27 protein-coding genes and 1 pseudogene are annotated in these 24,091 nt (G+C 62.6%); 27 read left to right on the top strand and 1 reads right to left on the bottom strand.

From position 1 onward, the window contains the following. The first annotated feature begins 2 nt into the window (after window positions 1-2). The 17 genes from NX05_RS06945 to NX05_RS06860 all read left to right on the top strand — a co-directional run bounded on the left by NX05_RS06945 (window position 3) and on the right by NX05_RS06860 (window position 13,599). On the top strand, window positions 3-2,174 hold the full coding sequence (locus tag NX05_RS06945) for a DNA topoisomerase (protein WP_033837181.1): 2,172 nt from the start codon (window positions 3-5) through the stop codon (window positions 2,172-2,174). Between the two features lie 83 nt (window positions 2,175-2,257). Next, complete coding sequence (locus NX05_RS06940) at window positions 2,258-2,437, top strand: hypothetical protein (RefSeq protein WP_228415098.1); 180 nt, start codon at window positions 2,258-2,260, stop codon at window positions 2,435-2,437. A 2-nt stretch (window positions 2,438-2,439) separates the two neighbouring features. Further along, the gene (locus tag NX05_RS06935; RefSeq protein WP_003490064.1) at window positions 2,440-2,685 is read left to right on the top strand and encodes a hypothetical protein; all 246 of its coding nucleotides are present in this window, start codon (window positions 2,440-2,442) and stop codon (window positions 2,683-2,685) included. Window positions 2,686-2,701: 16 nt separating this feature from the next. Then, window positions 2,702-3,421, top strand: coding sequence for a hypothetical protein (locus NX05_RS24805; protein WP_228734637.1), 720 nt, complete (start codon window positions 2,702-2,704; stop codon window positions 3,419-3,421). A gap of 490 nt (window positions 3,422-3,911) precedes the next feature. Continuing rightward, on the top strand, window positions 3,912-4,208 hold the full coding sequence (locus NX05_RS06920; RefSeq protein WP_228415131.1) for a hypothetical protein: 297 nt from the start codon (window positions 3,912-3,914) through the stop codon (window positions 4,206-4,208). Between the two features lie 62 nt (window positions 4,209-4,270). Next, window positions 4,271-4,516 (top strand): hypothetical protein, encoded by a 246-nt coding sequence (locus NX05_RS06915; protein ID WP_039431467.1) that lies wholly within the window; start codon window positions 4,271-4,273, stop codon window positions 4,514-4,516. Window positions 4,517-4,931: 415 nt separating this feature from the next. Then, a complete protein-coding gene (locus tag NX05_RS06910; RefSeq protein ID WP_155550125.1) occupies window positions 4,932-5,375 on the top strand; it encodes a hypothetical protein in 444 nt (147 codons plus the stop codon). Window positions 5,376-5,738: 363 nt separating this feature from the next. Beyond that, entirely contained in the window at window positions 5,739-6,203 is a 465-nt protein-coding gene (locus tag NX05_RS06905; RefSeq protein ID WP_039431465.1) for a hypothetical protein, read from the top strand. Then, entirely contained in the window at window positions 6,200-6,937 is a 738-nt protein-coding gene (locus NX05_RS06900) for a hypothetical protein (protein ID WP_029218439.1), read from the top strand. The genes NX05_RS06905 and NX05_RS06900 overlap by 4 nt, the downstream gene beginning before the upstream one ends. Before the next feature lie 2 nt (window positions 6,938-6,939). Beyond that, on the top strand, window positions 6,940-7,524 hold the full coding sequence (locus NX05_RS06895) for a hypothetical protein (RefSeq protein ID WP_029996438.1): 585 nt from the start codon (window positions 6,940-6,942) through the stop codon (window positions 7,522-7,524). A 605-nt stretch (window positions 7,525-8,129) separates the two neighbouring features. Further along, window positions 8,130-8,522 carry a hypothetical protein gene (locus tag NX05_RS24800; RefSeq protein WP_155550124.1) on the top strand — a complete coding sequence of 131 codons (393 nt, stop codon included), beginning with the start codon at window positions 8,130-8,132 and terminating at the stop codon, window positions 8,520-8,522. Window positions 8,523-9,617: 1,095 nt separating this feature from the next. Beyond that, window positions 9,618-9,887, top strand: coding sequence for a hypothetical protein (locus NX05_RS06885; protein ID WP_039431481.1), 270 nt, complete (start codon window positions 9,618-9,620; stop codon window positions 9,885-9,887). A gap of 583 nt (window positions 9,888-10,470) precedes the next feature. Then, entirely contained in the window at window positions 10,471-10,869 is a 399-nt protein-coding gene (locus NX05_RS06880; RefSeq protein ID WP_039431463.1) for a DUF6573 family protein, read from the top strand. Between the two features lie 120 nt (window positions 10,870-10,989). Further along, entirely contained in the window at window positions 10,990-11,583 is a 594-nt protein-coding gene (locus NX05_RS06875) for a hypothetical protein (protein ID WP_039431461.1), read from the top strand. A gap of 52 nt (window positions 11,584-11,635) precedes the next feature. After that, window positions 11,636-11,863, top strand: coding sequence for a hypothetical protein (locus tag NX05_RS06870; protein WP_008574229.1), 228 nt, complete (start codon window positions 11,636-11,638; stop codon window positions 11,861-11,863). A gap of 191 nt (window positions 11,864-12,054) precedes the next feature. After that, window positions 12,055-12,399, top strand: coding sequence for a hypothetical protein (locus tag NX05_RS06865; protein ID WP_017164628.1), 345 nt, complete (start codon window positions 12,055-12,057; stop codon window positions 12,397-12,399). A 378-nt stretch (window positions 12,400-12,777) separates the two neighbouring features. Beyond that, window positions 12,778-13,599, top strand: a complete 822-nt coding sequence (locus tag NX05_RS06860; protein ID WP_003490716.1) for a hypothetical protein — start codon at window positions 12,778-12,780, stop codon at window positions 13,597-13,599. Between the two features lie 550 nt (window positions 13,600-14,149). On the opposite strand, the gene NX05_RS06855 is transcribed toward NX05_RS06860, so the two are convergent. After that, complete coding sequence (locus NX05_RS06855) at window positions 14,150-14,416, bottom strand: hypothetical protein (RefSeq protein WP_234704896.1); 267 nt, start codon at window positions 14,414-14,416, stop codon at window positions 14,150-14,152. Between the two features lie 67 nt (window positions 14,417-14,483). Here NX05_RS06855 and NX05_RS24795 point away from each other — a divergent pair. The 10 genes and pseudogenes from NX05_RS24795 to NX05_RS06810 all read left to right on the top strand — a co-directional run. Beyond that, window positions 14,484-14,621 (top strand): annotated as a pseudogene (locus NX05_RS24795) (DNA-binding protein); the annotation flags it as partial. Between the two features lie 123 nt (window positions 14,622-14,744). Further along, window positions 14,745-15,383, top strand: coding sequence for a ParA family partition ATPase (gene parA, locus NX05_RS06850; protein WP_008576026.1), 639 nt, complete (start codon window positions 14,745-14,747; stop codon window positions 15,381-15,383). Further along, window positions 15,380-15,700, top strand: coding sequence for a hypothetical protein (locus NX05_RS06845; protein WP_039431458.1), 321 nt, complete (start codon window positions 15,380-15,382; stop codon window positions 15,698-15,700). Before parA ends, NX05_RS06845 begins: the two co-directional genes overlap by 4 nt. A 272-nt stretch (window positions 15,701-15,972) precedes the next feature. Continuing rightward, window positions 15,973-16,437, top strand: a complete 465-nt coding sequence (locus NX05_RS06835) for a DUF2840 domain-containing protein (protein WP_039431476.1) — start codon at window positions 15,973-15,975, stop codon at window positions 16,435-16,437. 4 nt (window positions 16,438-16,441) lie between these two features. Then, a complete protein-coding gene (locus NX05_RS21995) occupies window positions 16,442-17,038 on the top strand; it encodes a S26 family signal peptidase (RefSeq protein WP_078516405.1) in 597 nt (198 codons plus the stop codon). A gap of 4 nt (window positions 17,039-17,042) precedes the next feature. Further along, window positions 17,043-17,621 (top strand): lytic transglycosylase domain-containing protein, encoded by a 579-nt coding sequence (locus NX05_RS06830; protein ID WP_017164080.1) that lies wholly within the window; start codon window positions 17,043-17,045, stop codon window positions 17,619-17,621. Window positions 17,622-18,245: 624 nt separating this feature from the next. After that, window positions 18,246-20,876 (top strand): DUF3363 domain-containing protein, encoded by a 2,631-nt coding sequence (locus tag NX05_RS06825; protein ID WP_039431473.1) that lies wholly within the window; start codon window positions 18,246-18,248, stop codon window positions 20,874-20,876. A gap of 4 nt (window positions 20,877-20,880) precedes the next feature. Continuing rightward, window positions 20,881-22,938: an IncP-type conjugal transfer protein TraG gene (gene traG, locus NX05_RS24790; protein ID WP_053012840.1), complete on the top strand. Its 2,058-nt coding sequence runs from the start codon at window positions 20,881-20,883 to the stop codon at window positions 22,936-22,938. Beyond that, window positions 22,935-23,426 carry a hypothetical protein gene (locus tag NX05_RS06815; RefSeq protein WP_039431450.1) on the top strand — a complete coding sequence of 164 codons (492 nt, stop codon included), beginning with the start codon at window positions 22,935-22,937 and terminating at the stop codon, window positions 23,424-23,426. The genes traG and NX05_RS06815 overlap by 4 nt, the downstream gene beginning before the upstream one ends. Before the next feature lie 53 nt (window positions 23,427-23,479). Then, window positions 23,480-24,091, top strand: a 612-nt coding sequence (locus NX05_RS06810; protein WP_425521333.1) for an ATPase, T2SS/T4P/T4SS family, incomplete at its 3' end; no start/stop codon positions are given.

The raw sequence follows: 24,091 nt of genomic DNA, 5'->3' as shown, positions 1-24,091 counted from the left end.
CCATGCGCCTATGGATCTGCGAAAAGCGCGACCAGGCCAAGAACATCGCGCCGTTGCTGGGCAACCCGAAACCTGGTCAGGGCTATATCGACACCGACGATGGCCGTGTCACGTGGGCACGTGGCCACCTCCTGGAACAAGTCGCACCGCCAGGCTATGACAAGGCATGGGAAGCCTGGAATTTCGATGTGCTGCCCATGATCCCAAGCGTGTGGAAGCACCAACCCACCCCCGACAAGGAACGCGAGCTGGCCGTGCTGCTGGCCAATATTCCCAAGGCGACGGAAATCATCATCGCCACTGACTGCGGAGCCGAAGGCGAAGCGATCGCCCGTGAGCTGCTGGACCATGCAGGCTATCGCGGGGCGGTGCGCCGGCTGTGGTACTCCGCGCTTGATGCGGCAAGCCTCACCAAGGCCATCGCCAGTCTGCGACCAGGTGAAAGCAGCGAACCGCTGTATTGGGCCAGTCAAGCCCGCTCGCGCGCCGACTGGCTGATGGGCATGAATCTAAGCCGCGCCTATACGCTGCGATCCCGCGCCGCTGGCGGCAAAGGGCCGCGCCATGTAGGACGGGTGATGTCCCCCACCCTCGCCCTGGTCGTGCGCCGCGATGCGGCCATCGAGGCGTTCCGCGAGGCAACCTACTACGACATCGAAATCACCGCTCAAACAGCGACCGGCGCCAATGTGGTGCTGACGCATGCGCCAACGGATGAGGGCCGGATCTTCGCCCGCGCCGACGCCGAAGCCATCGTTGCGGCTGCCACCGGAGCCAGCGGCCCGCTCGCTGTCACGAACGACACCAAAGCGCAGAAACCGCCCTCACTGATGACGCTTTCCCGCTTTCAGCAGCTGGCGTCGCGTCGGTTCGGGTGGAGTGCCGATAAGACCTTGGAAATTGCGCAGAGCCTGTACGACAAGGAGCTGACCAGCTACCCGCGCACCCCGTGCGCACTGTTGCCAAACGAACAGGAAGCAGAGATCCCCCGTGTGCTGGAAACCCTTGCGCAGGTGCCCGGCCTGGCGCGCCACGTGGCGGCATTGACCGTCAACAAACCCACCATCCGGCCAAGCGTGTTCAACAGTGCCAAGATGGCGAAAGACCATGCAGAACACCACGCCATCGTCCCGACGGGCGCGCCGCTCGCCGGGCGCACGCTCAGCGATGACGAGCAGACCGCCTATCTGCTGATCGCGCAGCACTACCTTGCTGCGCTGCTGCCGGACTACACGTTCAACGAAACGCGCCTGACGCTGGAAGCTGGCGGCGTGGCATTCACCGCCAGCGCTCGTATCCCGGTCGATCAAGGGTGGAAGTCCGTGTTTGGCGCGGACCCGGACAGCGAGGACGAGGAGGACACGACAGCGCCCGTGCTGCCGGACATCAAGGACGGCACGCACAGCACAGTCACTGCGGCCGCACTGCGGCCCAAGAAGACGCGCCCACCCAAGCGCTACACCGAAGGCGACCTTATCGCCGACATGCTCGATGTCGGCAAGTTCGCCACCAACCCGGAAGTGCGCAAGCGCCTCAAGGAAAACGCTGGCATCGGCACCGAAGCCACGCGCGGCACCATCATCAAGAACCTACGCGAGCGCGGCTACCTGGAATCCAAGGGCAAATTCATCATTAGCACGCCGCTGGCGCGTGAGCTGATTGCAATGCTGCCTGCCCCGATCACAGACGCGGCGACCACCGCGCTGTGGGAGGAAAAGCTGGACGAACTGCGGCGCGGCCTCGTCCCCGTCGAGGCGCGCGACGGGTTCGTGTCCAAGGTCGCCGCCAACGTCACGCGCATCATCGAGGCCGTGCGCGGCGATGCGGCCAAAGCTGCGGCCACGCGGGCACCGAGCGAAGGCCAGCTGCGCTATGCGCAGGCAATCTCGGTGGCGCTGGGTGTAGCGCTGCCGGCGGGCGCGGAAACCTCGCACGCGGCCGTACAGGCGTTCCTAGACACGCACGGCGAGACCTACGGCAACCTGCCGCCGAGCGACAAGCAACTGGCCTACGCCGAGAAGCTGGCCACCGACAAAGGCGTTGCCTTGTCAGATGAGCAGCGCCGCTCCCGCGCCGCGCTCGGTGCATTCCTGGACCTGCACGCCGACAAGAAAGCGGCCCCAGCCAAGAAGTCAGCAACCAAGGCCACTAAGAAGCGGAAAGCAAAAGCGTGATGCATGCAAGCAAGCATGCATGCATTTGGTTATCATCCGGGTGTGCAGATACGTTGCACACTAACCAAGGGCAGGAGATCCACATGAACGCTATTCGTTGGATTCGCAGTTCGGGGGCGTGGGCCTTGTTGGCAGCGGTGGCCATTCTCCTAGTGGCATTATTGTCGCACTCGCTGCTCGGCCTGCTGCTTGGGTATGTCTGCCTTACCATCTCAGCGCTTTACGTCATGTTTGCCGCGCCCGATGCGACCGGGAGTGACTGACCATGCGCTTGAAGGTCTTACGTCACCCCGTGGTGGCGCTGGTCAACGGCATGATCGCAGCCGTCGGGTGTTGCCTTGCGCCCCTGCCCCTGCTGTATCCGATGGTGACAACGGGAGAGTGGTCAATTGGACGCGTGTTGTTCGCGTTGTTGTTCGCAGTGCTTGGCCCATTGATCGGGCGCGTGATCGCACGCGCCACGCTGGCGAGCTGGCGCACGCATCGGGTCAACACACCCCCTGCTGTCTGACGTGGAGATTGCTTCAATGAATGTGCATCAGGATGACTCAGGCTTGGCGTCGGCCCGGCCGATGCGCAGCGGCTACTATTGGTTCGTTGATCAATATGGCTCGGCTGCGGAAATTGTGGATGTGGACGTGGACGAAGGGTTTGTGCACTTGATCGCGCGAGACTCGCCACTGTATTTCCCAGGAGCAGACACGGCGCAAGCAGCCGAGCGCGTCGCGTTCGGCACCTACTATGGGCCGCTGTCATTCCAGAACGCAGCCGCCGATAACGGACTACCTCAATTCAAGTTTGAGACGCTTAGGAGCCAGACAATGGATGACGACATGCAACCAGCAAAACAGATCACACTTGAGTCTTACACGCGCGACGCTGACGAAGTCAAATTCGTGCGTCATGGCGAAGAAGATGCCCTCATCAGCCATATTTTGCTGCGCATCGTCGAGGGCGCTAGCGTTGCGCTTTACCGACACAAGGACACAAGTACGGCCGAACTGTTGCCATCGCGTAGGGACTTGTTCAACTACGAAGGCGGATATGGATGGGGCTACGGCGGTAGCGGCCCGCAAAACCTTAGCCATGCCATCGCCAGCAGGATCTTTCTGTTGGACAACCTGGACGACCAAGAACTCAGGCGCCGGGCCAGGGTCATTCTGGACAAAGTGATTTCTCAGCCAAGTCTCAACAGCGAGACCAACCACGATGTGACTGTGGAATCGATCAAGCAGTTGTTCGTCTAAGCTGCCAATCAGTGTTGGTTTTATGGGCTACGGCGCTGCCTCTCCGCATAGGCGGGGTCGTGACCTACGGTCACCGGCTTGGGGTGCTGCGCACCGATGCCGCTGCCGCGTCATCGCCAGTCGGCCCTAATCCTCGCCCCTCCGCCGGCGATGCCGGCTGCGCGCTCCGCTTGCAACAGCACGCCGGCATCGCCGGCGCCAAGCCGTCAGCAAAAGCGGTCAGCAGTGTGGTGGTAGAGGGATCTTGCGGCGGTGATGACGGCGCATCATTTCTGCCGGCGCCGATCTTTTCCGTGCGCGAGTGAGGCGTTGTCCGTAGGGGCGCGGCCCCTACACCCCGGCGCGCGTGTCTGAGCGATGACCTACCCAGGGTGTTCCATGGGCAGAACCAATAATTGCATGCAAGCAGTCATGCATGCTTGCATGCATGACTGCAAATCGGTATTATGTGGGTGTGCCAATACATTGCACACTACATCGGAGAGATGTCATGAATCACCCAAGCCAAGAGCATGAAAAGCAGCCCTCCAGTTGGCTAGATGCCGAGCCTGATGAGCGTCAGTTTATGGACGAGGCGGACGCAGAAGGATGGGAGCTGGTCTCGCTTCGTGCCGTCGGCGTGACTGAGTTTCTGGACCTGGACGATGAGCCTGCCGTTCGTGACACCCCTGCCGGCACTGAGCCGGATTGGTGGATCATCCGCAAGACCTATAAGAACGGTCGGGAGAGGGACGATTTTTACCTGTATCGCACCCGAGAGGCTGCCGAGTACGACATCGAAAACTAACACTGGCACTGGACGGGGCTGCGGCCCCGTCTATTCACTGCAAGAAGCCGAGGAGCCACGACATGCACGACGACGACATGCAAGAGCAATCATTCCAACGCTACCGCTGCCACATGCGCACTCGCAGCGGTATGTTTACGCAATACGACGGCTATGTGGACGTGGCCAGTGCGTCCGACGATCCGCACGAGCTGCACCGTGCAGCAGTGGCCGAATTGCGGCGCACCGCATTTCCAGACTATTCCGCCTCGATGTGGCAGCTGGAAAAAGCCGAACCGATCTCAGGCGTTGAGATGAGAGCCAGCTAAACAGGCGGCATCCAACATCCCTCCCAAACAATTAGGAACGAGATCATGAAATTTCTAAGTTGGCTGCGCAGCTCAGGCATGTGGTCCTACACATGGCCCCGCCTGGTGATGGCGGTGGGAAGCTTCGTGTGCGCTGGTTTTTGCCTGTGGGCGGCATATGCGATCTATCACGGGCAGATCCTGTAGCCAGGTTCCGGCCTAGTCGTCCCAATGCCCCGCCCCGCGCGGGGCTTTTTGTGCCGCCGACCCTTACATAAGTGCACGCCTGCACATCCACACCTATCAAGCCTTGTTTGACGATGCCTGCTTGCGTCACGCTGTTGCTCACCAGCAGCGGCAGTAACCACATACACAACGGGGCCTAGTGAGCGTGACACGGTGGAACAACATCCTGGATGGAGGGCGGACATTCGACATGTCGCACCTGGATTCCTTCGACGCACAAGAGCAACTTGATGGGCGGACTATCACAGTGTGCTATTCGTTTTGGCCGCATACCTTTTCCGATGAAAAGGCCAATGGGTGCGCGCTTGAGCACGGGCGTTATTTCTGCCGGCAACGGTGGGCAGTCAGTCACGAGGCAGTGCACTTCATCCGCACCGGCAAGTTTTCAGACGGTTGCGTGCGTGTGTACCTCAGCAGAAAGAAAGAGCAGCAGTTCTACTCGCTCGATCTAGGCCATCTGGTGTTTTTTTGCGCCATTCACAAGGATGAGCGTGCAGATGACACCATCAATTGCCGGGTCATCTCCTGCTACCCCGTCGACGGGACAACCATCCATAAACTCCCGCGCGGGAAGCTCTACAAGGTTGAGACTGTGTACCGGCGGCGCTTGGCCGAACAGACCATTGCCCTATAAAAAGAAAGCGCCCCATCGCTGGAGCGCTTTCGGTATTCACTACTCGGTAGGCTCTTTGGGCATTTCTGCCGTATCCCGCTCCAGGCAAGGGATAGATCGGGTTAAGCTATCGATCTATCGAGGCACCACACCTGTCTCCAGGGTCCGGTCGGTGGTGCATGTGCACAATAGCGGATGCGCCCGGGCGATGCAAGAATGCATAAACCCCGTCATGCGACTGCCCGACCGCCCTGCTGGGCCACGGAGGCACCGCGCCAGTGCGTGGAATTTCGCGTTATGTGCGCAGCCGGCCTCGCCGCACTAGGGCTTGCACGTCAGGTTCAAATGATTGACCATCAAACATCGAAGTTTGACAGGTCGATCATGCCATCCCCCATTTCCATCGCCACCCTCGCCGCCCTCGCCAGTGCCGGGGCGCTGCGCACCGTGCAGCTGGTCGGCCAGGTCGGCGGCTACGCGGTCATGGTGCGCGTGGGCCAAACCGAAAAGCAACTGACCGGCCAGCGTGGCGAGCCACGCGTGTTTGCCTCGCTCGACACCGCCGCCGCCCAGCTGCTGGCGCTGGGCGTGATGGTGTTCGAGGTGCTGCCGGCCAACTACGTGCGCGCGCCCAAGGTCTACCGACGCGGCCGCCCGGCCGCGTTGAAGGCGTTGGCCAAGCTCCAGCGCGAGGGCAAACCCGCCAAACGCACGCCGGCCAAGACACCGGCCGGCGCGGCGGCGGTCGCCACCGCCGCGAAGATCCTGCCCAGCGACCGGGCGCAGCTGAAATTGCCCGGCCTGCCGCACACCCGCAAGACCGCCCGCACCGTGGGTGCCGGCGTATGAGCGGCACCATCCCGGAGGAAAGCATGCCGTGGGATTTGGGAGCCTTGCGCGATGGCGTCAGGGCAGCGTTTGGCCCCGACCAGCGGCGTCTCGTAGCGCAGAGCATCCGGTCCGTGACCGAGCGGCGCAGGTTCAGTGCCTATCACTACCAGGAGGCCATGCGGATCATTGCCGCCAAGGTGGACGGCCGGCCTGCCGATGAACTGTGGCCGATCATGATGGGAGTCGATGACAACGACACAGGCTCATTTGAAGATGCCAGATTTACGGCTTACGCCAACATCGTTGCCTGCATGCATAGCATGCGCTCGGTGGCGGATAACTTGGTGCACTTAGTCTATTACGCCACCGGAATGAATCGCGATGCGGCGACCTGCATCCAGAGCGAACGGGACATTGCGTGGAAGACTGTCCGTAAAAAATTGATCCCGGCCGCCGTTAAAGCGGAGTTGGATGCGCTGCATGAGCATGCCGATTTCAAGTACCTCTGTGCGCTCGACAACCATTGCAAACACCGCAGCATCGTCGATATTGGCTATGCGATCAGCTTCACCGAAGAAGAGCACGGCCTGCGCATCCACGCCTTCACCTATGATGGGATCGATCACGCTCCCCAGTGGGTCAGGCCATTTCTGAAATCCGAATTTCAACGTCAGGAAGCGACGATTTTGCGAGCAGGCAATCATCTGAATGACTACGTGGCGCAGACCTTGGCCAAGGGCCGTGGGAGCTAACCATGCCAATTCAAAACCTCTCCATTTTGCTTGCCGCGTGTATTGCGTCCACTGCCCTTGCAGTGCCGCCGAGCGGTGGCAACTGGACCACCATCGCCGGCTATCACCCCGGCATGGGGAAAGAAGCCGCACGCAAGGTTGGCCTAGCAAATTGCAAAGCCACCTATGAGGCGGTCGAGTGCAAAGCACCTACCGCGCTCACGTTCGCCGGGGCGGTGTCTATCGACAGCGACATCACCCTCAACGAGAAAACTGGGCGCATCGAGGTGGTGGAGTTCCAGTTCTCGAAGGAGGCGTATCCAGCGGTTGCCGCTGCGCTCGTCGCGCAGCTCGGCGAACCCACGGCAACCGACGGCGACTACAGAGCCGATGAGTGGCGCAGAGCTGGGCGCAACTCTTGCAGCCCCGTCCTTGTCTGGCATCGCGGCGGCGACGACGTTGTAGCCGTGTGCGGTGGCGGTTGGCACCGCAACGGACGCACCTACCTGGTTGCCGACCGTAAGGCTGGGCGCGGGAAAGAATGGGCCGAAATTGTGGCCGCGCGTGCAAAGAGCAGGCGAGCGGCCGACGCGTTCAACTCGAAATAGTCGCAACTTCCCGTGCCGGCGTCAGAGAAAGCGTTTCAGGTCTGCAATCGGCGCGGGCAACTCTTCTCCGTATGCGCTGTGGCGCGCCACCGCTGCCGCCCATGCACCTTCTAGCTCGCTCATATCGATGTCTTCGCGCGGTGTCGCAACGTAAGCCCGGCCGCCGCAGTCTGTGCAAAACGGGTCTGCGCCCTTGCAGTTCGGGCAGCGAGCAAATTGCCAGAATCCGCGCTGGATGAACACGCCGGCCGAGCACACGTAGCAGACGATTCCAGCTTGATCCATCGTGCCGCAGGGACTCCCGCATGCGTCGCACACGCCAGGTGGGCCGAATTGCCAGGGGTCTAGTCGAGGTCGTTTGCGGTTACCCATGCGTCAGATTACCCATGCCGATGTCGCAGAACATGCGAAAACGAGCCTGTGCCGTGCGTCTGATCCAGTCCAGGCGGGGGCGTGACCGCAAGCGGTCACCGGCTTGGGGTGCTGCGCACCGATGCCGCGTGCCGCGTCATCGCCAGTCGGCCCTAATCCTCGCCCCTGCGCGCTCCGCTTGCAGAAGCAAAACCGTGCCCCGTCCAGCACGCCGTTTTCCGACCACCGCCGCGATGACCAGCGTCGCCAGGGCCAATGGCCGGCATCCAGTACCCCGGCCTCGCTGCGTGCTCATAGTGCGCTTCCTTCGCATCGACGCAGCGTTATTGATCGCCAGCTTGCCCCGAACATCGCATGGCTCGGCCGCCCTGCAAGGGCAAATCCTCACCCGTTCGCACTCCCTGCGGTCGCTTGCGCTGCGGCTTCCGGGTTTGCCCTTGCACGTCTGCCTATCCGCCATGCGCCTGATCGGTGCGCGATCAATAACCCCGCGCCGAAAGGAACGCGCTATGAAAAAACGCACGCAGCAAGTCCTCGCAACGGTGCTGGAAAATCTGCCGGCCATCATCACGGCCCTGGCGACGCTGGTCACAGCCATCGCGGCGGTGGTCGAAAAACTCAACTAAGCAGGGACGGGGCGAAAGCCCCGTTTTTCGCTTCGCTGCATCCACAAAGAGCAACAGCACGCCGGCATCACCAGCGCCAAGCCAGCAGCTCGCCCCCGTTTGCCCACCGCCCGCCGCCGTGGACAAGCTGCAACCGGCAGGCCCGCCACCCATGCTCCACCGCTTCCCCGGTGCCTGGGGATGGATACACCCATCCCCCACGGCGCCGGGCAGCGCTATGCGCTGGCCGTGGAGCATGCGTGGACGGCCGCATGACTCGCTGCGCACCGATCCAGAGCTGTATGGGTGGGTAATAGACGGCAGGCGCTGCCGCCTGCGTAGCAAACTTGGCGATAGCACATCCCAACCCTGGGAAATCAACCTTTGATCCCGGCTCACCCGTCTATTACCCACCCTTGCAGGAGGGCGGGCAGCCCGCCCTCCACTTGTCCACCGTGGCGCTGGCCAGGTGGACGGAACCACCAGGTCAGCGTCGGCCGTTGGCCGGCCCCATGGACAAGCCGGGGACGGGCTGCAATCGGAAGGCCCGCCCTCCCCTCGCCCCTGCGCGCTCCGCACCGATCCAGGGCTGTATGGGGTGGGTAATAGACGGCAGGCAATGCCGCCTGCGTAGCAGGCCGGGCGAGAGCACGCCACCCGCCCGGATAGATCAAGACATGATCCCGGCCGATCCGTCTATTACCCACCCTGCCCAGACTGAGGGCCGGCAGCTCGCCCCCCACTTGCCCACCGTGGCGCTGACCAGGTGGACGGCACCACCAGGTCAGCGTCGGCCGTTGGCCGCCCCCGTGGACAAGTCGGGGACGAGCTGCAACCGGCAGGCCCGCCCCACCCATGCCCCACCGCTCCCCCGACGCCTGGGGATGGATACACCCATCCCCCACGGCGACGGGCAGCGCTGCGCGCTGGCCGTGGAGCATGCGTGGACGGCCATGTGGCTTTGTGGCCGCCAGCAAGCGGCCACCGATGCGGCCTGCGTCGCAGTCCACAATACTGCATCGGCGGCGTTGGTGTGCAATGGTATTGCACGGTGTAACCTTCCCATGCGCGTGCGATTGCACGCGCACCAAACCACACGCCGAGGACGCGACGACGATGCCTAAATCTGACTCCACCGCAGCAGCTGCCCCCGTACAGACCTCCACGCACGATCGCTTCGATGTCGTTTCACCGCATAGCTACACCAAAGGTGACGGCGAAACCGGCACCGAGTGGTTCCGGTGCGGTGTTGCCTTTCCCCATCGCAGCGGCGGCTTCACCCTCAAGCTACGCACCGTGCCGGTGGCCATCAATGGCGAAATAACGCTGATCGTGCGCAAGCGCGAGCCGCGTGACAAAGGCGAAGATTGGAACTTGCCGGATTAGATCGCCCGGCGTCACCGCGCCATACACGGTAAAAAGCCGCCGAAGATCCCGGTGGCTTTTTTTGTGCCTCATTCGTCAAGATCCACCCAAGCACCGGGCGGCGGCAACATGCTTTTGCCGGTGCCCTTGCAGGGCTTACACGTCACCCACTCAGTGAGGCCGGGCCAGCCCCCCTCCCCGACGCACATTGGGCATTCGTCATCGGGAGCATCTTGCTCTTGCATGTATATCGCCTAGCCAGTGATTGGCCGCAGTGTTGCATGCGCGCACATGGCTGCGCTGCCAACGACGAGTACCCGCAAAAGCGGGTTTGCATGGTGGTGTGTGCTGGCCAGGTCAGGCATGCCAGCGTTGTCGTGTGATCGAGCTTCGGGCTGTGGTCTGGGCAAAGCGTGGCCGGGGACTACCCATAACGAGCGACCTCATGCACCAACCCCCTGCATTTATGCGGGGGGTGATGTTCCAGTGGCAGAACGTAGATTTGCATGCATGACAGCTTGCATGCTTGCATGCAAGCATGCAAAGCGGTATTATGAAGGTGTGCCAAGACATTGCACACCATACAACTACCGGAGACATCGCCATGTTCACAGCGTCCGACATCATCCATACCCACACTCGCGCCGACCTCCTGGAAGATGGCGACCTGGTGGACGTGTCTGCCCTCGCCCGCGAGGCTGGCTTTAAGGTGCCGGTTGCCGTCACGCGGGCCGTCTGGGCCGACTGCGTGGCATGGAGCCATGAAGACACCAAGCGCAAGCACGTGCCGCAGGACGAGCAAGGCCGGCTGTGGGATGTGCTGTTCATGGCGCGCCACTTCGCCGCCCGTGGCGGTGACGCCAACCGCGTGCCGTTCGCCCTGCACCGGGTGCCCCGTGAGGGCCGAGGCCACCAGGCCCGCATTGTGACCCTGCACATGCACATCGGCCCCGGCGACGATGCCGAGCCGGTCATCACCATCATGCAGCCCACCGAAGACTGACCCCCTTTTTTGCCTAGTGGTGTGCAATGGTATTGCACACCACTAGGCAACGATCCAACCACGGCAGCGCAGCGGCTGCGCTGTTGGCCACCACTCTCCAGCACTGACCAGGACACCACCATGCGCAAGCTGCCCCACCCCGCTTCCCTTACCGCTGCCGAGCGTGCCGAATGGCGCGATAACCTCACCACCCCGCGCTATGCCCAGCAGCCGCACGACTTGGCCGACGGCTCGCGCTACTACCTCGCCGAGGAAGCCGGCCGCATCGTCGTGACCAAGTTCCACGGCAAGAGCTTGAAGATCGATCGGCAGTGGTTCCGGTCGCAAGCCGAGGCCGAGCGCGACATTGCCACGTTCACCACCCGCCGGCAGCAGCTGGCCGACGCCCACGCCGAACGCCGCGCAGAAGCCAAGCGGCCGCACACGCTGGAAGTGGGCACCGTGCTGGTGTCCAGCTACGGCTACGAGCAGACAAACGTGGATTTTTACGAAGTCGTCGCCGTGCAGAATCGCACCGTGACCCTGCGCGAGCTGGTCCAGGAGCGACAGGACACCGGCCACATGTCCGGCACCACCACCCCGGTTCCAGGCCAATACACGAAGGCCGAACCGATCCGCAAGCGCGTGAATCCGCGCAATGGCGTCAAGCTGTCCAGCAGCAGCTATGCCCACCCCTGGGACGGCCGCCCGCAATACTGGTCAAGCTACGCTTAATTTATCCTAGTGCGGCACGCCGCCGCTGTTATTCACCCTTGGAGCCATCACGATGAAATTGCGCCACTCGCTTCTGTACGCCATCCGGCACTATTTTGTACTCCTGGTCCTGAGCTGCGCACTTGTCGGCTTTGGCATCCACGGCCTTGCGACCTTTGAGCCGACCGCATCCAATGCCGCATTTAGCAGTCCAATCAACGACAACGCGTGGTTGATCTACCTGGTCGGCGTGGTTTGCGGGCTGGGCGGGCTTTTCTGGATCGCGTACAGGTCTCGCTAATGACAGGAGAGGGCGTCAAGATGGACGAGCAGAAAGCACTGCATTTTGTCAACCGGTTGTCGGCCTGCATCGCTACCGCATGGCTCTGCTGGATCTTGTATCTACTCCATTGAAGCTGCGGCGGCAGCTTTTTTTAACGTCAATGGTGTGCAATGTTTATGCACACCTTTACCAAATCGAGGGAACCGAACATGACCAAGCCTAGATCCAGTGCAGCGACCGCGCGCACCGGCAGCTATCCCAGCGTCCATGCCGGGCTACTGCTGCACGTGCGCCACCAGGTCCAACACGGACAGCCGCAATTCGGCGTCCACCTCGCGCCACACGTTGGCGACGTGGCAGGCCCGGCCTATAGCACCGCATGTGGCCTGGCCGCGCTCGATGTCTTCATCTGTTCGCCGGCTGCGGTGTCAGCCGACCTGGCCGCGCTGGTCATCGCCGGCAGTCACTACGTGCTGACCCTGGAAGCGGCCGCCCAGCTGGCGGCCGACTTCGCGCTGCCCGTGCGCACGCCGCCGGAGTTCGACGGCGCGTAGCGCGACGCTGGCGCGCTCACATACCGTTGCAGCCACGCCGGCAAAGGGATCGCATGCTGGCAAAATGCACGCCAGGGCATGGTGTGCAATGGTTGTGCACACGGGGATTGCTTGCGGTTTAAGGGCCGCGCGCAGATACTTGGCAGCGATATGACAACGCGGGTGGGCCAGCTGCTGGCGCAGTAGACCCCCGAAAACGAAAAAACCGCCTTTGGCGAGGCGGTTTTTTCATCACTGGGCTGGCGGGAATCACCAGTCAATGGGGCACTAATCGATACCCCCATCCTAATCCCGCCGGCGAAGCCGTGCAAGAGGGAAAAGGATGCAAAGGCCTAAACGCCGACCACCTTGCCCCGCTGCCGTTCATCGGCGCGGGACATGTCAGCAGTAGATCCAGGCTCCCACACGCCAGGCCCCGAACCGACCGCCACCAGCGGCCGGCCGCACAAGCGTGTGCATTGGCGTCAGCCCAAGCCGCTCGCCGGCAAGAAGCGCCGGCCGGGTGTCTTGGACGCGACCCGCGACGGGCTTGTGCGCGGCCTGGAGCAGCGGCAAGGCTCCCTGTGGATGCGGATTAGCCGCAACGTCATCGTGGCCGGCTATGCCCTGGACAAGGCGCTGACGCGGGTGCGCGCACTGCGCAAGGATGGGGCCGATTCGCTGCTGGCCATGTCCGTGGCCCTGCTCTACTTGGCCGACGTGCGCACCGGATTTGTGGGCAAGCCACGCCAGGGCGGCGGGCGCTGGCAGCGCTACACCCTGCACGACCTCGCCCAGCTCGCCTATGGCGGACAGACCGACGCCGAGCTGCGGCGCGCCAGGCGCTCGCTCGACATGATGGTGAGCCTTGGGTGGGCATTCCCCACCAAACAAGTGCGCCGGCACAAGAAAGACGCCAACGGCGGCGACCTGTGGTGCAGCGAGGCCGGCGTGCGCCGGATCAACTTCCAGCGGCTGTGTGACATGGTGGGCACCAGCTGGCTACTTAAGCGCGACCGCAAGCACGCCGACCAGGTGCGTGGTGCCGGCACTGCATCCTTCACTGACGCCCAAACACGTCGCCAGTCGCGCCAAGAGCAGGCCGCCAGGCCGCGCACAGGCGGCGACCGCCCTGCGGCGTTCCGCGCAACTGGCGACCCGCCTAGCGGCGCACAGAGCGCCACCCGGCACATCGCCGACATCCTCGCCCTGTTCAAATAGCCGGCCCGGCAGGCCAGCCCCTGCGCAATGGTCTGAAACGGCCTGAAAACAGGTTTGCACAGCGAAAACCCGGTCGAGCCGAGGACATTTCTGGACCCTCCGGCGCCCTCGGTCACCGACGTCTCCACCTCAACACCTCACGCCAAAGCGAGTTATCCACCGCAGCTGGGGGTAAGCCTGTGGAGAAGTAGCGTTATTTGTCCCATTTAATTGGGAGGCCAACCAGTCAACCTTTGGTTGAAAACACAGGCAATAGAGCGCTCAACAGCGAGATCGGCGTCGCCGCCGCTTCGCGGCGACGACAGCGTTAGATGCTGAATAGAGGGGCTGCGCCCCTCCCACCGCCGCTGCGCATGAGCCCACTTGGAAAACCAACCAACATGAAGGCGCAGCGACGGCGGTCCCCTCCCGCAAACAGCAAAAGCGGGTCGGCAGGGAGTAATTAACCGGACTTCGAGGCAGGCCATGACCCTAGAAGGGCTGTCGGCTTCGGGTCGCCTGCGTTGAAGAGCGGTCACCGTGCGCTACGCGCACACAAAGCGGCAGCGGTTCACTGGACCCGCAGAATGATCCCGCTCCGGCAGACCACGTAGGCACGGTCGCATTGAAACAACGCTAGCTTGCGGATCGACTTTTCGCGTGGTGCCACATTGTCCAGCTCGACGGCCACGGTCCATCGGTCGTTGGTCACCACCAGGTCGATGAACCCTCTTCGATCCTTTTGCACCTGGACAGGGACTTCCCAACTCACCCGCCAATTCCGCCGCTTCAAACGACGCGCCCACAGGAGCTGAAAACGATGGGCTGGTTGTGGCATGGCTACAGAGTCTGCAATCGCAGAGGCGTCCGGGCAACCGGTCGCTTTTTTTGCACTGCCCCCAGCGCAGCGCAACGCTGCCGGCCAGGCCCGCGATGAGGCGGCGAACCTACGGGGCCGGCTGGCAGCTTTTGAGTCGGTGACCACCTCGCCCGCCTCGCCAAAGGCCGGCCAGGCCAAGCCCCGCGGGCGTGGCAGCAGTTAAGCATGCATGCAACCTTGCAACCATGCATGCGTGCATCTAAATCAGCTTGCATGCGTGCATGCATGTTGCTAGGGTATTGCACACTTGCCCTCAAGCAAGCGACTTCCACCAGGAGCGCAGTGCATGAAAACCATCGCCATCGCCGTCCAGAAGGGCGGCTCCGGCAAGACAACTATCGCCGTTCACCTCGCGGTGGCCGCGCAGCAAGCCGGTCTGCGCGTTGCGCTGGCCGACACCGATCCGCAAGGCTCGGCCAAAGGGTGGGCCGAAACTCGCAAGCACTCCACGCTCGAAGTGGTGGCCATCACTTCTGCCAACGTCGGCGCAGCGGTCCAGGCCGCAGCCGAGGAAGGCTATGACCTGTTGATCGTGGACACCCCCCCCCATGCGTCAGCCGGCATCGCGGCCGCGCTTGAGCATGCGGATCTCGCCTTGATGCCTGTGCGCCCGAGTCTGTTGGATCTTGCCGCCGCGCCGGCCTCGATCCGACTATTGCAGGCCAGCGGCAAGCCGGGGGCGTTCATCCTGTCTAGCGCCCCGATCCGCGCCAGTGAGACACGGGAAGTGGAACGGGAGCTGGCAAGCACCGGCATCCCAGTGTTGGAAACGGTCGTTCATGATCGAACGGCCTACCGGCGCGCCCTCGCCTACGGCCAGGCCGTGGGCGAATTTGAGCCGGCCGGCAAGGCCGCTTTTGAGATTCGCGCTCTATGGCGCGAAGTGCATACGCTACTCGGCGCAACCAAAGGAACCCATGTATGAACACCGGACTCAGCGGCAAGCTCGCCGCCCTGGACAAGACCAAGAGCCAACCAGATAAGCCGGTGCGCGCAGCACCAGCCGAATCCAAGCCCCAGGCCGCCGCGCGCCAGGCCGGCACGGCCAAGAGCGCGCCCAAGGTCGGCGCTACCCGCACCATCACGATCCGTCACCTGACCGACGATGACCTGCGCCGGCTGTCCGAGTTCCGCTACACCCACAACATGACCATCCAAGACATCACCATCAAGGGCATCTCGATGTTCCTCGCCTCGATGGGTCTTGCTCCGCTGTCGGCCATGTCCGGCGACGCCGAGTAACGCATGTGCGCATGCAACGCAGCTTGCATGTTTAGTTGCATGCATGTTTGCATGCAAGATTGCACGCAGGCATGCATGCGTGCAATCTTGCAGTTACGCATGCATGTCAGCACCGCACAGTGCATGCACGCATGCAAGTTGGCTTGCATGCGTTTCCGCAAGGTGCATGCAAGCCTGCAAGCCGCTAAAGCAGCTTGCATGCAGTGGTGCGTTGGCCAGGCTTGTATCGTCTGCATGCAAGGCGTCAAGCATGCGTGCATGCAGGCCTGATGATGGCCGCCCAGGTTATCGAAGCGTTCGCCAAGGGCTGGACGAACCGGCGGATTCTGGCCGGCAAGCCGCGCCAGGTTGGCCGCTGGGTGATCGGCGAAGATGGCACCCGTCGCCGGCTTCTGAGCTTCGAACCTGGTGACCGGTTTGCGCTCGATCTATGGGAGCAGAATGACTACGGCACAACGCGATGGCGGGTTGTGCTATGCGAGGCATTACCTTATGGACAGGTGGGCGAAAGCGTGCCGGCAGTGCGCCCAGATGTCGCCATTCTGGCCGACATCACAGGGGCAACGCGGGTGCGCGCTTATGTGGCTTGGTTAGCCCTGAATCGGTCAAAAATTGACACCCTAAATCGGCTAGAATTGGCGCGTATCGAACAGTTTTTCCAGCGCATGCCACTGGCGCGGTTGAAGGTTTTAACCGCCGACGTGAGAGCCAAACTCCCCCGCAAAAGGCGAGGTTAGCGGCATGTCTGTGACACGAAAGAAGCTCATCAAAGGGCTAGCACTCGGCCTAGGCCTAGCAGTGATTGCCCCCGCCTTTGGATGGGCAAGTGCGCGTAGTCTGGCCTCGCTAGGTTTCACCGTAATTGCCAACCTTTCGCCAAGCGTGGCGCAAGGTCTGTACCTCCTGAATCGCAATAAACGTAGCGCAGAGCGGGGCCAGCTGGTCGCTTTCTCCCCACATAATGCGGCAGCGCGTTATGGCTTTGAACGCGGCTGGATGAAGCCCGGAAGTCTTTACATCAAGCGTGTCGGTGCGGTTGCCGGCGACACGGTATGCGTCAACACCGAAGTCAGCATTGCAACCCCAACAGCCGCAGGGCACCCAGCCACCTATCGGCGTGTGGGCGCGGTCGCTGCCACCGACCGAACAGGCGTGGCATTGCCTCACGTCTTACAAGGCTGCACGCGAGTCCCAGCGGGGCACATCTTCACCATCGGTGATGGTCTCGCCAACAGCTTTGACGGCCGCTATTACGGGTTCGTTCCGCTGTCAGTAGTCGCCGGAGGCATCACACCGTTGTGGACGCAAGCACCCTCGATGGGAGTCGATCATGAATGACCTAATGTCAGTGATTCTCGCCTGCTCTATCGGCGTACATCCGCAAACCGTACAGGCGATCATCAAGCATGAGAGTGGCGGCAATCCGTATGCCATCAACAACCAGGTCCGTAGCTTTTACCCGACCCGGTTTGACGAAGCCCAGCGGATCGCAGTTGAACAGGTGCGGGCCGGTCGCAGTACCGATATCGGGCTGATGCAGATCAACTCGCAGCATCTGACCAGGTTCGGAGTGACGCCGGTTGACCTACTAGACCCATGCACAAACATCCGACTTGGCACCACCATTCTGGCCCGGAACTACGCCCAAACATGGGCCAAATATCGCGCCGAAAAGCCTGCGCTGCTGGGCGCCTTGTCGATGTACAACACCGGCAACGAGTCGCGCGGATTGAGCAATGGTTACGTGAGCTGGGTGTCGCAAGCAGCTGGGGTGGCGGTGAACTTCCCGGCAAGCGGGAAGGCGAGCGGCCGCCGGTCCACCAAAGCCCAAGCCAATGCTGTTCCCGTGATGTCGCCCGCAGCCGCGCCCACAGGGTTTGCAGGGACCGGGCCGAAGGCTGCACAACCGAGGCCACGCTGACCGCTTGTGCGGCGTTGTGCGGGTAGCGTCCGATAGGGTGGGGCTTGGTCGAGGCCGACGGTTCCGAGACGCGCTACAGCAGAGCCAGAGCGGGCATTGTGGTTTCTGCGAAGGGTGGGTGTGATCGGAGAGGGTGAGGGCGTCGGAAGGCAAAAGCGGAGAAGCGGAAAAAGAAGGGCAAGATAAAAGTGTGTGTGGTATGTGGGTTTCAACTGACTCTTTCTATTAGATTTTTTGTACCACATTAACATTTAATGTTGTTGTAAACTACAACATGGTTTTAAGGGCCGGGAGACGACCGTGGTCGGTAGTGAAAAGCGCAGCTCAGCAGGGCCAGACCAGCGCGCTGGGAAGGGCGGTCAGGGTGCAAGCAGCACCGACAAGCCGCTGCGCGTTCGCCTGTCCAAGGGGCGCCAGGCGCGTAACAACTCCCAGGTCAATGAAGTCATCAGCCGTGTCAAAAGTGCTGCCAAGCGGGCGGCACGGACCGGGCGCATTTCCGGCGCGACCACGCACCATGCTGGGCGCGGCGCTGGCGTCAGGATCAACACTGGAAGCCGACAGCAGCGCGTCACCATCAAGGCCCGTGTGGTTGCAGCACCACGGGTCGGAGCAAAAGCCGCCATGCAGCGGCACGTGGACTATGCCCAACGCCACGGCGTAGACAAGGATGGTGGGCCGGCCCGTCCGTTTACCGACACGGGCGAACTCACGCGCGAGCAGACATCGCAGTTCGTGGACCGGGCAGAACCTGATCGGCATTCGTTCCGATTCATCGTCTCGCCGGAAGATGGCGCGAGCTTGAATCTAGAAGGCTACACCCGCGCTTTGATGCAACAAATGGAGCAGGATCTAGGGACAAAACTGGACTGGATGGCCGTCGCCCACCATGACACCGACAACCCGCACGTGCACATCATCGTGCGTGGGGTGGATGACAAGGGCGGCGACCTGGTGATTAGCCGCGACTACATCAGCAATGGCATGCGCGAGCGGGCACGTGAGCTGGCAACGCGTGAGCTGGGATATCGGAGCGATATCGACATCTATCGCTCTGCTGCGAAGGAGGTCACGCAAGAGCGCTGGACGGGTCTGGATGCGTCCATGCTTCGGGAGCAGCAGAGCCGCGAAAGCGGCCTAATCTATGCCGGCAAGGTGCATGCAGATCCGTTCCGCAATGCACAGCGGCAATTGCGGCTACAGCGGCTGGCGATCCTGCGTGACCACGGCTTAGCCACCGAACAGATGCCCGGTCGTTGGAAGATCCACGCGAACGCGCCGGAGGCGATGCGTGCGATGGCGCAGGAGCGCAGGCTAGCAACGGAACTCAAGCCGCACATTGATGCCGAACGGAGCCGGCGTGGTCTATTGGCCGACAAGGACAGCCTGAAGGCTGCACCCGTGCAGGGTGTCATCCTGGATCGCGGCTTGGCAGACAAACTGTCAGGCACCGAATACATCATCGTTGGCGGATTCGACGGCCAAGTGCATTACGCGACGCTTAGCATGCACTCAGAACGACACATGCCTGAGCGCGGACGCATCGGCGACACCGTGGAGCTGGGCACCTACACCCCGCCAGCCGCCACGTCAGCGGACAAGAACGTGCTAAGGCGCTTGAAGAGCGGCGTCTATCTCCCAGACGCGCATCTGGCCGAGGTGAAGGCGTGGGACCCGAAGCGCTTGCCTGCGAATGCAACGCCGGAGTCCTACATTGATGCGCACGTCAACCGCATGGAAGCACTGGCGAGCCGAGGACACGTCACCAAGCTGGCTGACGGCACGTTTCGTGTGCCGGCAGACCTCTTGGCGCGGCTCGATGGCGATCCAGCCATTGCCCGTGACAAAAACTCGTTCGTGCGTCTGGACGTGAAGGCGCAAGGCTCGCTCAACCGCCAGAGCCAGGTCATCGCGCGAACGTTCCTTGACGACCAGCTGGCCGCTGGTCGCCTTGAGCAGCTCAAGAACACCACTATCCGCACACGCACCCAGGTGCAGCTCCTAGACGCACTGGAGGCGCGTGCCGACCGCCTGGTTGAGTTGCAGCTGGCCCAGCGCACTCCCGCTGGGGTGCGTCTGAAGGCCGGCTTTGACGACGAGTTGCGCGACATGGAGCGCGCGGTGGTGCAAAAGCACCAGGTCGCGGGACTGTTGAAGCCGCATCTTCGAGCCGAGCGGAGCCAGAGCGGGCAACTGGCGGACGAAAAGAGCCTAGAGACATCTGGGCCGGTCCAGGGCGTCATTCTGGACCGTGGGCAAGCCGACAAACGATCGGGCGCCGAATACGTCATCGTCGCCGGCTTCGACGGCCAGGTGCATTACGCAACGCTCAGTGCCCCGTCGGAGCGGCACCTTGTCGAACGCGGGCAAATCGGTGACACCGTGACCCTCGACAGCTACACGCCGCCGGTCGCCACGGCGGCAGACAAAAACGTGCTGCGGCGGTTGCAGGATGAGATCTATTCCCCCGAGGCACACCTGGAAGAGGTCAAGGAATGGGACCCGAAACGTCTGCCCGGCAACGCAACGCCAGAGTCCTACATCGAGGCGCACGTGCGGCGTATGGACGCCTTGGCGCACCGAGGCCATGTGACCAAGTTGGAGGACGGCACCTTCCAGGTGCCGGCCGACCTGGTGGAGCGTGTCAACGCCGATCCCACACTCAGCGACCCCAAGCGCGCCTTCGTGCGCCTGGACGTGCTTGGGAAGGGGCCGCTGCCTCAGCAGAGCCAGGTCATTGCCCGGACGTTCCTGGACGAGCAGCTGGCCGCTGGACGCCTTGAGCAGATGAAGGGCGCCACCAGCCGCACCCGCACGCAAGCACAGTTCCTGGAAGCGCTGGAAGCCCGCACCGACCGCTTGGTCGCACTGCGGATGGCCGAGCGCACTCCTGTGGGCGTGCGCCTCAAGGCCGGCTTTGACGAAGACATGCGCGGCATGGAGCTGGGCGAGGCACAGAAACGGCTAGCGTCCAAGTACGGCCAGCCGGTCAATCTCGATGTGGCCCGCCGCTTTCAGGGCACCGTGGAAGCTATCGAGAACCTGCCCAGCGGCCCCCATGCCGTGATTGTGCAGAACGGGACGTTTGCGGTGGTGCCGGCGAAGGATGGCCTGCAAAGCCAGCTCGGCAACACCGTCGCGGTGCAGCTGGCGAAGGGCCAGAGCATGAACCAAGCCTTCCAGTCGGTGCGCATCCGCTTCGCGGCAATGGATGTGCTGGACAAGGGCAAGTCGTTAGGACTCACACGGAGTTAAACCGATGGCACCACAAAGCAAACAACGCGAGAAAACGCGCCACGCGGGCGGACTGCGCGGCGGTCCCATCGTCGCCTGCTTGGCGTGCATCTTTCTGGGCGTGTGGGCGGCGGGCCAGTACGTGGCCTATGCCCTGGCCTACCAGCCCCAGCTCGGCGCGCCCTGGTTCCAAATCGCAGGGCACGGCATCTATGCGCCCTGGTCATATTTCCCGTGGCTGTGGGATTACAACGCCTACGCGCCGGACATCTTCACCAGGGCGATCTACATCGTTGCCGCGTCGGCGGTGCTGGGTTTCGTGGTCATGGTAGCGGTGGCCATCTACCGCACCCGCGCCCAGGAAGAAGTCATGACGCATGGCTCGGCGCGGTGGGCCGAAGCCAAGGAAATCGAAAAATCGGGCCTGCTGGGGCAGGCTGGCGTGGTGCTGGGCATGACTGAGGACGGCCGTTACCTGACCCATGACGGCCCAGAGCATCTGGAAGTCACCGCCCCGAGCCGGTCGGGTAAGGGCGTGGGCGTTGTCGTGCCCACGCTGCTGAACTGGCAGGCCAGCGTGGTGGTCAACGACATCAAGGGCGAGAACTGGGAACTGACATCGGGTTACCGGAGCCGGATCGGCTACGTGCTGAAATTCAACCCGACCCAGCGCGACACCTGCCGGTTCAACCCATTGGCCGAGATTCGACCAGGTGATAACGAGGTCAAGGACGCCCAGAACGTCACCGACATGCTGGTTGACCCGGACGGCAAGGGAAAACCCGACCATTGGAGCAAGGAGGCCGACTCGTGGTTGCTGGCGGTGGTGCTGCATGTCCTCTACGCCGAGCCGGACAAGACCTTGGCCGGCATCGCGATGTTCCTGGACAACCCGGAACGGACGATGGAAGCCACGCTGCAATACATGCTCGACACCAAGCACCGCAACGGCAAGGTGCACCCGGTCGTTGCGATCGGAGCCAGGGCCATGCTCAACAAGAGCGCCGACGAGCGCAGCGGTGTGCATTCGACGGCGCGTAGCTTCTTCAACCTCTACTACGACCCCATCGTGGGCGCGGCGACCAGCGAGAGCGACTTTCGCATCACGGACCTGATGCGCGCCAAATACCCGCTTTCGCTGTATCTGATCAGCCCGCCCAGCGACAAGTCGCGCTTGCGGCCGCTGTTCCGGCTGATGCTGCAACAGATCACCCGCCGGCTCACCGAGGAATTGCACCCGGAGGGCAACAAGCACCGGCTGCTGCTGCTGGTGGATGAGTTCCCATCGCTGGGCAAGCTGGAATTTTTCGAGGAAGGGCTGGGCTACGTGGCCGGCTACGGCATCAAATGCATGATGATCAACCAGAGTTATAACCAGATCGTTAAGTATTACGGTCCGAGCAACACGGTGATGGACGGTGCGCACATCCACGTGTGGTATGCGCCCAACACCGACGAAACGGCCAAGCGCATTAGCGATTCGCTTGGCATGACCACCGAAATTCACCAGCAGACCAACTACACCGGAGGCCGGTTGTCTGGGTGGTTGGGGCACGTGATGGTGTCCAACCAGGAATCAGCCCGCGCATTGATGACGCCAGGCGAAGTGCGGGAAATGGACCCGTCAAAGAAGATCATCGTGGTGGCAGGCCTGCCACCGATCATGGCAGTGAAAATCAAGTATTACAGCGACGCCAAGTTCCGCGACCTGGTGCCGCCGACCGATGCGCGCGGCAAGGTGCTGGACCCGACCCACAAGTACGCGCCGGTCGCCAAGACCGGCGCCAGGCCATACCCCTATGGTCCGCCCGTCGCCGCCAACCCCTGGACCAAGCTCACCCCCGCTGTGGTGCCGGTTGCGGTGGCGGCCGCCCTGCAACCGGCCGTCCAAGACTCCCGCGACCTGGACGCCACCCCTGAGCCGACGCCCGCACCAGAGGTGGCCTTCGAGGCCGCGCCCATGCTCGATGACGACATCGGCGCCGATGCCGACATCGACACCCATGAAATCACCGTCAGCCCCGCCGCCAAAGCCGATGGCATGGATGCGGCCGACGACGACATTGACTACATGCTCCCATGAAGAAGTCTCACGGTAAGACCATTCTGCACACCCAAGTCGAAACCCGGCTCATGCAGCTCGCAAAACGTGAAGCCGTCGAGCGGCGCATCCCGTTGCGCGCTGTGGTGGAAGCCGCGCTGGCCGAGCGTTACGACCCCGAGCACGCCAAAGCCGAAGAAATGCTGGTCTTGAAGGAGCTGCGATCGCTGCGCAACGAGGTGCGCAACGTGCACTTCGGCAATCAAATGCTGGTGGAGCTGACCACGCTCACGACCAAGAACCTGTTTGCACGCCTGCCGGCCGCGACCCCGGCCAGCAATGCAGCGGGAGAGGGCTTCTACAACGCCCTGATTGCATCCGTGGAGCGGGTCTTTAGCCAGCGCACGCCGCTGCTGGACAAGTTGACCGGCTCGCTGCTGCGTGCCCAAACCGATAGCGAGTTCGATGCCCTGCACGCAGCGGCCGGGCAGCCCGACGCCGCCGACCACGATCCTGAGGCCACCCCATGAACGCCAATCCGTCTGTGTCCACGACCATTACCCGGCATAGCCGGCTGCTGGACATGATGAAGTCCGCGCTCGGCGGTGCCATTGGCGAGCTGCTGGACGATCCGGCCGTTGAAGAAGTGCGCGTCAACCCCGATGGCCGCCTGTGGTATGCCAAGGACGGCCGTAGGATCTGCCACGACGATACGCTTGACGTGAACACACGCGCACGCGTCATCAAGATCGTGGCCGATCACGTTGGCGAGATTGCCGACAAAGACAATCCCAGCTTCCCGGCCGAGCTGCCGGAATCGGGCTACCGCTTCCACGCCGTCTTGCCACCCGAATCGCCCGATGGCCCCACCTTCGTGATTCGCAAGAAATCAAACCTGCGACTCACGCTGGACGACTATGTGACCAAGGGACAGCTGACGCCGCGCCAGCGCGACATCATCGTCAAGGCGGTGCATGAGCGCGACAACATCGTCATCGTCGGCGGCAGCAACACCGGGAAAACCACGTTCGCCAATGCAGTCCTGTACGAAATGGGCCGGGTTACCGGCCGCGTCATCACGCTGGAAGATACGCTGGAATTGCGCGTGGAAGCCGACGAGGTGGTGCGCCTGCGCACCGTGCGTAACCGCGACCAGATCACCCGCAGCATGACACACCTGTTGCGCGATACGCTG

It is taken from the genome of Xanthomonas vasicola (genome assembly GCF_000772705.2).
In the GTDB taxonomy this organism is placed as follows: domain Bacteria; phylum Pseudomonadota; class Gammaproteobacteria; order Xanthomonadales; family Xanthomonadaceae; genus Xanthomonas; species Xanthomonas vasicola.
Note: the sequence above shows the minus strand (reverse complement) of the source record. Positions and strands in the feature narration are given on the sequence as shown.

Excerpts from the sequence above, each read along its gene's own strand:
- NX05_RS06905 (WP_039431465.1), top strand. The coding sequence starts at position 5,739 with ATGCCATCCCCCATTTCCATCGCCACCCTCGCCGCCCTCGCCAGTGCC.
- NX05_RS06815 (WP_039431450.1), top strand. The coding sequence starts at position 22,935 with ATGAAGAAGTCTCACGGTAAGACCATTCTGCACACCCAAGTCGAAACC.
- NX05_RS06880 (WP_039431463.1), top strand. The coding sequence starts at position 10,471 with ATGTTCACAGCGTCCGACATCATCCATACCCACACTCGCGCCGACCTC.
- NX05_RS06915 (WP_039431467.1), top strand. The coding sequence starts at position 4,271 with ATGCACGACGACGACATGCAAGAGCAATCATTCCAACGCTACCGCTGC.
- NX05_RS06845 (WP_039431458.1), top strand. The coding sequence starts at position 15,380 with ATGAACACCGGACTCAGCGGCAAGCTCGCCGCCCTGGACAAGACCAAG.
- NX05_RS21995 (WP_078516405.1), top strand. The coding sequence starts at position 16,442 with ATGTCTGTGACACGAAAGAAGCTCATCAAAGGGCTAGCACTCGGCCTA.
- NX05_RS06860 (WP_003490716.1), top strand. The coding sequence starts at position 12,778 with ATGTCAGCAGTAGATCCAGGCTCCCACACGCCAGGCCCCGAACCGACC.
- NX05_RS06920 (WP_228415131.1), top strand. The coding sequence starts at position 3,912 with ATGAATCACCCAAGCCAAGAGCATGAAAAGCAGCCCTCCAGTTGGCTA.
- parA (WP_008576026.1), top strand. The coding sequence starts at position 14,745 with ATGAAAACCATCGCCATCGCCGTCCAGAAGGGCGGCTCCGGCAAGACA.
- NX05_RS06825 (WP_039431473.1), top strand. The coding sequence starts at position 18,246 with ATGCAGCGGCACGTGGACTATGCCCAACGCCACGGCGTAGACAAGGAT.
- NX05_RS06870 (WP_008574229.1), top strand. The coding sequence starts at position 11,636 with ATGAAATTGCGCCACTCGCTTCTGTACGCCATCCGGCACTATTTTGTA.
- NX05_RS06835 (WP_039431476.1), top strand. The coding sequence starts at position 15,973 with ATGGCCGCCCAGGTTATCGAAGCGTTCGCCAAGGGCTGGACGAACCGG.
- NX05_RS24800 (WP_155550124.1), top strand. The coding sequence starts at position 8,130 with ATGACCAGCGTCGCCAGGGCCAATGGCCGGCATCCAGTACCCCGGCCT.
- NX05_RS06830 (WP_017164080.1), top strand. The coding sequence starts at position 17,043 with ATGTCAGTGATTCTCGCCTGCTCTATCGGCGTACATCCGCAAACCGTA.
- NX05_RS06935 (WP_003490064.1), top strand. The coding sequence starts at position 2,440 with ATGCGCTTGAAGGTCTTACGTCACCCCGTGGTGGCGCTGGTCAACGGC.
- NX05_RS06875 (WP_039431461.1), top strand. The coding sequence starts at position 10,990 with ATGCGCAAGCTGCCCCACCCCGCTTCCCTTACCGCTGCCGAGCGTGCC.
- NX05_RS24805 (WP_228734637.1), top strand. The coding sequence starts at position 2,702 with ATGAATGTGCATCAGGATGACTCAGGCTTGGCGTCGGCCCGGCCGATG.
- NX05_RS06885 (WP_039431481.1), top strand. The coding sequence starts at position 9,618 with ATGCCTAAATCTGACTCCACCGCAGCAGCTGCCCCCGTACAGACCTCC.
- traG (WP_053012840.1), top strand. The coding sequence starts at position 20,881 with ATGGCACCACAAAGCAAACAACGCGAGAAAACGCGCCACGCGGGCGGA.
- NX05_RS06910 (WP_155550125.1), top strand. The coding sequence starts at position 4,932 with ATGTCGCACCTGGATTCCTTCGACGCACAAGAGCAACTTGATGGGCGG.
- NX05_RS06895 (WP_029996438.1), top strand. The coding sequence starts at position 6,940 with ATGCCAATTCAAAACCTCTCCATTTTGCTTGCCGCGTGTATTGCGTCC.
- NX05_RS06940 (WP_228415098.1), top strand. The coding sequence starts at position 2,258 with ATGAACGCTATTCGTTGGATTCGCAGTTCGGGGGCGTGGGCCTTGTTG.
- NX05_RS06945 (WP_033837181.1), top strand. The coding sequence starts at position 3 with ATGCGCCTATGGATCTGCGAAAAGCGCGACCAGGCCAAGAACATCGCG.
- NX05_RS06900 (WP_029218439.1), top strand. The coding sequence starts at position 6,200 with ATGAGCGGCACCATCCCGGAGGAAAGCATGCCGTGGGATTTGGGAGCC.
- NX05_RS06865 (WP_017164628.1), top strand. The coding sequence starts at position 12,055 with ATGACCAAGCCTAGATCCAGTGCAGCGACCGCGCGCACCGGCAGCTAT.
- NX05_RS06855 (WP_234704896.1), bottom strand. The coding sequence starts at position 14,416 with ATGCCACAACCAGCCCATCGTTTTCAGCTCCTGTGGGCGCGTCGTTTG.